This window comes from Pseudooceanicola atlanticus (genome assembly GCF_000768315.1).
GTDB classification, from domain to species: domain Bacteria; phylum Pseudomonadota; class Alphaproteobacteria; order Rhodobacterales; family Rhodobacteraceae; genus Pseudooceanicola; species Pseudooceanicola atlanticus.
Genome location: NZ_AQQX01000024.1, coordinates 22,984 through 29,077, shown reverse-complemented (window position 1 = coordinate 29,077; position 6,094 = coordinate 22,984). Strand labels below are relative to the sequence as shown.

3 protein-coding genes and 1 pseudogene are annotated in these 6,094 nt (G+C 58.0%); 1 reads left to right on the top strand and 3 read right to left on the bottom strand.

The annotated features are described in order from the left end of the window. Positions 1-37: 37 nt before the first annotated feature. Positions 38-286: pseudogene (locus tag ATO9_RS22075) on the top strand (ATP-binding protein); the annotation flags it as partial. 55 nt (positions 287-341) lie between these two features. Here the strand turns inward: ATO9_RS22075 and ATO9_RS22070 are convergent. From ATO9_RS22070 to ATO9_RS22060, 3 genes are all read right to left on the bottom strand, one after another. Further along, positions 342-755 (bottom strand): ATP-binding protein, encoded by a 414-nt coding sequence (locus ATO9_RS22070; RefSeq protein ID WP_043754651.1) that lies wholly within the window; start codon positions 753-755, stop codon positions 342-344. Then, positions 752-4,837 (bottom strand): Eco57I restriction-modification methylase domain-containing protein, encoded by a 4,086-nt coding sequence (locus ATO9_RS22065; RefSeq protein WP_043754649.1) that lies wholly within the window; start codon positions 4,835-4,837, stop codon positions 752-754. Before ATO9_RS22065 ends, ATO9_RS22070 begins: the two co-directional genes overlap by 4 nt. A 120-nt stretch (positions 4,838-4,957) precedes the next feature. Next, positions 4,958-6,079 (bottom strand): Fic family protein, encoded by a 1,122-nt coding sequence (locus tag ATO9_RS22060; RefSeq protein WP_043754647.1) that lies wholly within the window; start codon positions 6,077-6,079, stop codon positions 4,958-4,960. Positions 6,080-6,094: the final 15 nt, after the last annotated feature.

Below are 6,094 nucleotides of genomic sequence, written 5' to 3'. Positions count from 1 at the left end.
GTTGGCGCAGACTCTACATTAAGGTGAGGGATTTCGCGGGGGGCAGGTCATGTTCCATCTCCTCAGCAAGCTCTATGAGCGCACCAGCGTCATCATCACAACCAACCTCAGCTTCGCGGAATGGGCCCAGGTCTTCGGGGACGCCAAGATGACAACGGCGCTCCTCGATCGCCTCACACATCGCTGTCATATCCTGGAGACCGGCAACGACAGCTACCGCTTCAAGGCCAGCTCCGAGGCTGCAAAGCAAAAGCGAAAGGAGACCCCCGCATTGACCAAAACATGACCGCTGATAAGCTGTAAGGGCGGGTCAAATCTCGGTGAAAATACCGGGTCACTTCTCAGCGGAAATTAACATGCTTGCCCATTTTGAAGGTGCGCTTTGTTCGCCCCCCTTCGTGTTCGAAAACGCTCTCGATGAGCAAATCGTCGAAGTACTTCAAACAGGTGAAGCGCCCAAACCCCTTGCCGCCCTGCGCGATCTTGTGATCGGAATAGAGGGTGTCGAATGAATCCCTGTTCTCGTCATTGAAGCCGATACCGTTATCGATGACTGTGAAACTCTCGACAGGTGGCTGGCCGCCCTCAAGGTCTTCTTGATTCGACCGCTTCACGAGAATATCGACGCGGCCTTTGTCGACGGATGCGGCTTCAATGGCCTGGATCGCGTTCACGATGGTTTCGACGAGCGGGGTGTAGACATTTGTTCCCGATCGGATGTTCTCGACGGCGCGTTTGACGTTGACGTTGCTCATAGCCTGATCTCCGCGTCGGGGTTTCCGGCGGCGAGCGCGTTCATCCAGGCAAGGCAAAGCTCGCGGCTTCGAAACTCGCCGAAGGCGTCTTCCTCTTGTCGTTCAACGATTGGGAAGGTCGAGAAGACATAGCGGACATCGTCACGATCGGTGAGGCCGTACAGAATGAAGAACAGCGCGTCGAGCTTGGCGCGCAGCATTGCACGTCTGTTTTCATCCCAAACAAACGGGGGGCGGACTGCCCCTGCGTCATCGATGTAACCCAGATCGCGCGCAAACGGTGCCATGTCGTGGGAGGTGTAGGTCAGCTCCAATACGGTTTCACACACGATCTGCGACGCGGACTTGCTGCCAAATCGTGTCGATTGAAACTCTGCGGCTGGGATCATCGGAAGCTGTTCCAGAATGTACCAGCTTGCGTGGTTGCTCAGGATCTTGGTCCTGGCGACGAAGTCGACCATGGTGCTGTTAAGCGATGCCGCCAGTATGGCTTGGGCTTCTGCACGTTCTTTTGCGTCTTCGATTTCGATCCGCAGGATTGGAAGGGTGTGTCCGGCGCCGAACGGCGGGATGATGCAGGAAATCAAGGACCGGGCATTCGTCGTGGATGTGACATCCTTGATCGCCAATTCGACGCGCAGGTCGCCGGGATCGAGCACAAAGTAGCGAGGCGCAATGACGTGGTTCGGGTCATGCTTTTGCTCGTCCGTGGTTGCGGCTCCCTGTCCGCTCCGGTGGAGGTTCGCGTCGACAGTCGTAATGCCGGACGCGCGATGATCGAACGCTTGGACCATCTTGCCTTCGTAAAGCGGCACCCACGTTCCCTGTGAGCTGCCCCAGACACCGCCGCCTTCTGGCCAAGCGCCTTCCTTTTCCTGCAGTTCCTTGGCGGTCCGAAACTGGTCCGAAGAGTTGGCCATGTGATAGAGTGTGGCGTACTGGACTGGCCAGGCTTTGACTTCATCCCCCGACGAGCGATCTACGAGTACTGGAAACCTGTCATAGATCTCGGTCGAGATTTCCCGGTCCCGGGTAGCTCGATAAACCGGTGCGGTCATGGAGTTCGGATTGACGTGTTTGAAGTGATCGACACCCATGCTGAACACTTTGCGGGGGTCCTTCAGTTCGGCAATGTCCCGAACAAAAGTGGCAAAGCGGCATTGGTCGAAAGTCTTGTCACCTCCTGAGAAGACAAGGACGCTGAACTTGAAGCGGTAGTAGACGTCTGGGAAAAAGAGGGGTCCGGAGGCCCGCTTGTTGAAGAAGTCGAGATAGCAAGACGCGGCATGCCCTTCGATCAGCTGCGAAAAGAACTCCTGCGAGCTGGTTTCCGTGGCGATGCCAGATGGGATCAGCAGCCCGACGATCCCGCCAGGGGCGATTATCTTTCGCGCCCTTTCGACAAACAGTGAGTTGAAATTCGTGTCGCCACCGGAAAGGAGAGGGTAATCTCCTCCCTTTCTTGCCATCCGGCTGGTTGTTTCTGCACGGGCATTCGCTTTTTCGAACTCCGCTGCGAGCGGGTCGCCAGCCTTCTGCAGATCAGCGATCAGAGCTTTGCGGTCCGCAGCACGTTGAACCCGGGCAATTTCCGGACGGCGGGCAGCAAACCATTCGACCTGCTGAAGCTTTATCCGGTCCCATGGTGGGTTTCCGACGATGGCGTCGAACCCGCCTGTGAGCGCTTCATCTTCCCAATCCGACCAGATGCCTGGGAACGTGACTTGCCAATTGAGGAAATTTTCTTCGGCTATCAACGTCCGAGCTTCTTCGAGTATTTCCGCAAACCGTTGGTCGGCGGCACGCTTGATCCGGGGATCACGTTTGCCCATGGCAATGGCCAAGGGATCACCGAATTGCCCGTCGAAGAAAACCTTCAGCGCCGCCTTCCCAGCCTTGTCTTTGACGCCAATCCATTCCAGTGCGTGAATGAATTTTAGCAGCGCGTCGAGGGGTGCAGTCATCTCCTCCACCTCGGCAAACACGTCAGCAGAACGGTGTGCCTCGGCGATCTCAGCGTCTGTCAGCCCCTCGACGATCTGCATCTTTGAGGCTGCCCGCAAAGCCCGCCTCATGGGTTCGTGCAGGAGGAGCGGTGTTCCGTATGTCGCTGCCTTGTCGATACCGCTCTTCACCCACGACCCAAAAAGGCTGTCACCGCACCGCAAGTGGTGATCTAGGAAAGACAGTGGCGCGCCTACGGTGAAAGTATGCAGCCACAGAGCCACTTTTGCGAGTTCGACCGCCATCGGGTTCTTATCGACGCCGTAAATGCAGCGCTTTAGAACCATCCGGCGAATGATGTGCCGGTCGTCGAGTTGCTCCTCGTCGATCGCCCAGTTCCGTTCGTCAGCGTTGGCAAGGATGGTGTTGCGGATCGTGTCTATCCGCTCGCCAAGCGGAGATATATAGTCCCCCCATTCCTGGGGTGCATCGAGTTCGGCCTCGGCCATTGCGGCGATCACTTGGTCGGCCATGAAGTCTACCAGGCTCACAAGGAAATGGCCGGAGCCCATTGCCGGGTCGCAGATCTTCAGATCGAGAAGCGCGGTCGCCGGATCGAGGCGCTTGAGCTGGCCGATCTTGCGATGATCGGGCAAGTCCCCCTGCGCCAGCTCTGCAATCTTGTCTCCGAAGGCGCGTTTGCGCTCTTCGACAAGTGGTTCCAGGGTCTCGGTCAGGATGAGCTGGACGAGATCGTCGGGCGTGTAGTAACTGCCCGATCCCTTGCGCGCGAAAATGTTGGGCTGAACGGTGATGTCGTCGTCGTCGCGCGTCACCTCGTATTCGAGCAGCCGCTCATAGATCGAGCCAAGTTGCTGCACCGAGAGGTTGCGGTAGTTGATGTATTTGCGCCCTTCTGGCGTCACCTCGAAGGAAAGCGCGTCGATCACGCGCGCCATGACCGCATCGGGGATGCGGATATTGGTCAGGATAGCATGGCGCTCCTGGTCGAATAGACCGCCATTGTAGGGCGGCAAGCCGATCGAGGCGTCCCCCTGGTCGATCGCCATGAACAGATCGGCCATCGCGCCCCAATAGCGCGCGGCGGTCTCAGAGAAGACATCGTTCCTGTCTTTGCGCTCCTTGACATCGAGGCGCACCTTGTTGCGCAACCCGTAATCGTCATAGCGGGTGTCCTTGACCGGAAGCAGGTCGCGGTCTTCGGCATATAGGATGAACAAGAGCCGATAGAGCAAGATCAATGCGGCGGCGCGTACCTCCTGGAGATCAGCCTCGGGGGCAGCCTTGACGATGGCGCGCACCAGGTCCGGGAACACCTCCCCGAAAACCTTGTTGGAGAGGTCTTCGGCAACGCGCTCTTCGTAGAACTTGCCTTCTTCGAGGGCTTTCTCGTGGAACGTGCGCGGATCAGTGCCCGGAGGCACGAATGCCTCGCGCCGGAAAACGAGGTAGAAGACCTTCAGCCAGTGACGACGATCGGCGTCATTGAGCGCAAAAAGCCCGTCATTATGCCCTGGCAAATCCAAGATCGCCGCGATGTCCAGCTCGAAGAACTGTTCAGACACGGATCGCGCACCTGAGAAATATAGTCGCCACTTTGAGCCATTGGTCAGAACGCCCCAACGCAGTGCGCCGTTCGTGATGTCGTCGATGCGGCGCAAGTAACGGAGCATCTGGGTTGACGGGGCGGTTTCCTCCCCACGCCGACCGGAGCGGCGATCGAGGGGACGTGCCCATCTTTTGGATTCGACCACGGCGCTACCGAACTCATAGCGCTTCCACTCTTCGGGAAAGCCGTTCGCCTTGGCCTTCGCCTCAGAGCTGCCAAAGAGCAGACCATCGGGCACATCTTCGCGACCGCGTGGCGACAGATTTTGCTGGCGAAGGGATTCCGTCCAGCCGAGTGCTTCGAGGATTGGCCAGATCAGATCATCTTCTGTCTGGCTTTCATTTGGTGTCTGGGAAGTCGGGAAACGATCAAAGAGCGATCGGAGAGACGCGCCAAACTGGTCGAGATCAGCGTCGCCAAGGATGTTCCACTCCGAAACACCCTGAATGGTTTCGGTTAGAAAGTCGGATGTAAATAGGCTGCCCTGGCTTGCGATTTCACTGCTCAAATCGAGACTTCCTTATTGTTTTCTTAAAACTTAGCAGTTGCCCTAGATCCGTGCACTCGGAAAAATCCCAGACAGTCAGCCCAACGAGAGAAGGATTTCGTTTTGTCGGAGGCACGTTTGTCATTGTGATCGCTCCCGCTCATTCAGGTTCAACCAGTATCTCGTATGGCGTCGCTCACCGGTTCGGTTGAGCGCACCCTTCTCGACCAGATCCTGCAGATCGCGGGTCGCCGTTGCGCGTGAAGTTCCGGTGATCTTGAGATAGTTGTCGGCGCTGAGGCCGCCTTCGAAACCGCCAGGGCCTTCCCGAAACATTCGAGCGATGGCCTTGGCCTGGCGTTCGTTCAAGTGGTCTCTGTGCCGATCGTAGAAGTGCGCTTTGTTGATGAAGAAGCCGACGCGGTCGAGTGTGACCTGTTGGGCCTTTAAGACAACTTCCGCGAACCAGACGAGCCATTCGGTCACGTCGAGCGTTTTTTGATGCTGCCCGAGCTGGTCGTAGTAGGCCTTGCGCTCCTTCTCGATGGTGAAGGCGAGCGAGATGAGGGTCGGCTGGCCAATGTTCTGCGCCAGCGACTTTTCAGCGAGGGCGCGACCCAAGCGGCCGTTGCCGTCTTCGAATGGGTGGATACTCTCGAAATAGAGGTGGCTTAGCCCTGCGCGCGTCAGCGCTGGAAGCGGCTCTGCTCCCCCCGGCCCGGTCTTATTGAACCAATCCGCGTATCGCTCCATCTCAGGCATGACCCGCTCCGAGGGAGGCGCTTCGAAATGGATCGTCGGCCGGTCGAGGCGGCCAGAAACGATTTGCATCGCCTCGGCGTGTTGTCGGTAAGCCCCGATGGTTTCCAACCGACGGTCATGGGACAGGAGCATCCGATGCCAGCGGTATAACGTCTCGTGGCTCAGCGTGTCCGCAAAGCTGGAATAGACGTCCACCATCATTTCCGCGACGCCCTGTTCGCGCGGTTTGGCAGGGTAGCTGTCCGGATCGAGGCCTAGATGGCGGCGCAGCGAAGACTGGACACTGAGCCGGTCGAGGATTTCACCCTCGATGGCGCTCGTCTGCATCGCTTCCTCGCTGAGAAGTTCGATGCGGAGTTGCTCGCGCTCCGGCTGGCTGACATGATGGACCGCGCCGAGGATTTCTCCGGACGACAGCAGAAACGTCTGCTCGAACGGCTCCAGAGCGGAGGCGTCATACCGGAAATCCGGCCAATCGGGCAGCGTCCAGTTCCAAGCCATGAGTTATAGACATCC

Excerpts from the sequence above, each read along its gene's own strand:
- ATO9_RS22060 (WP_043754647.1), bottom strand. The coding sequence starts at position 6,079 with ATGGCTTGGAACTGGACGCTGCCCGATTGGCCGGATTTCCGGTATGAC.
- ATO9_RS22070 (WP_043754651.1), bottom strand. The coding sequence starts at position 755 with ATGAGCAACGTCAACGTCAAACGCGCCGTCGAGAACATCCGATCGGGA.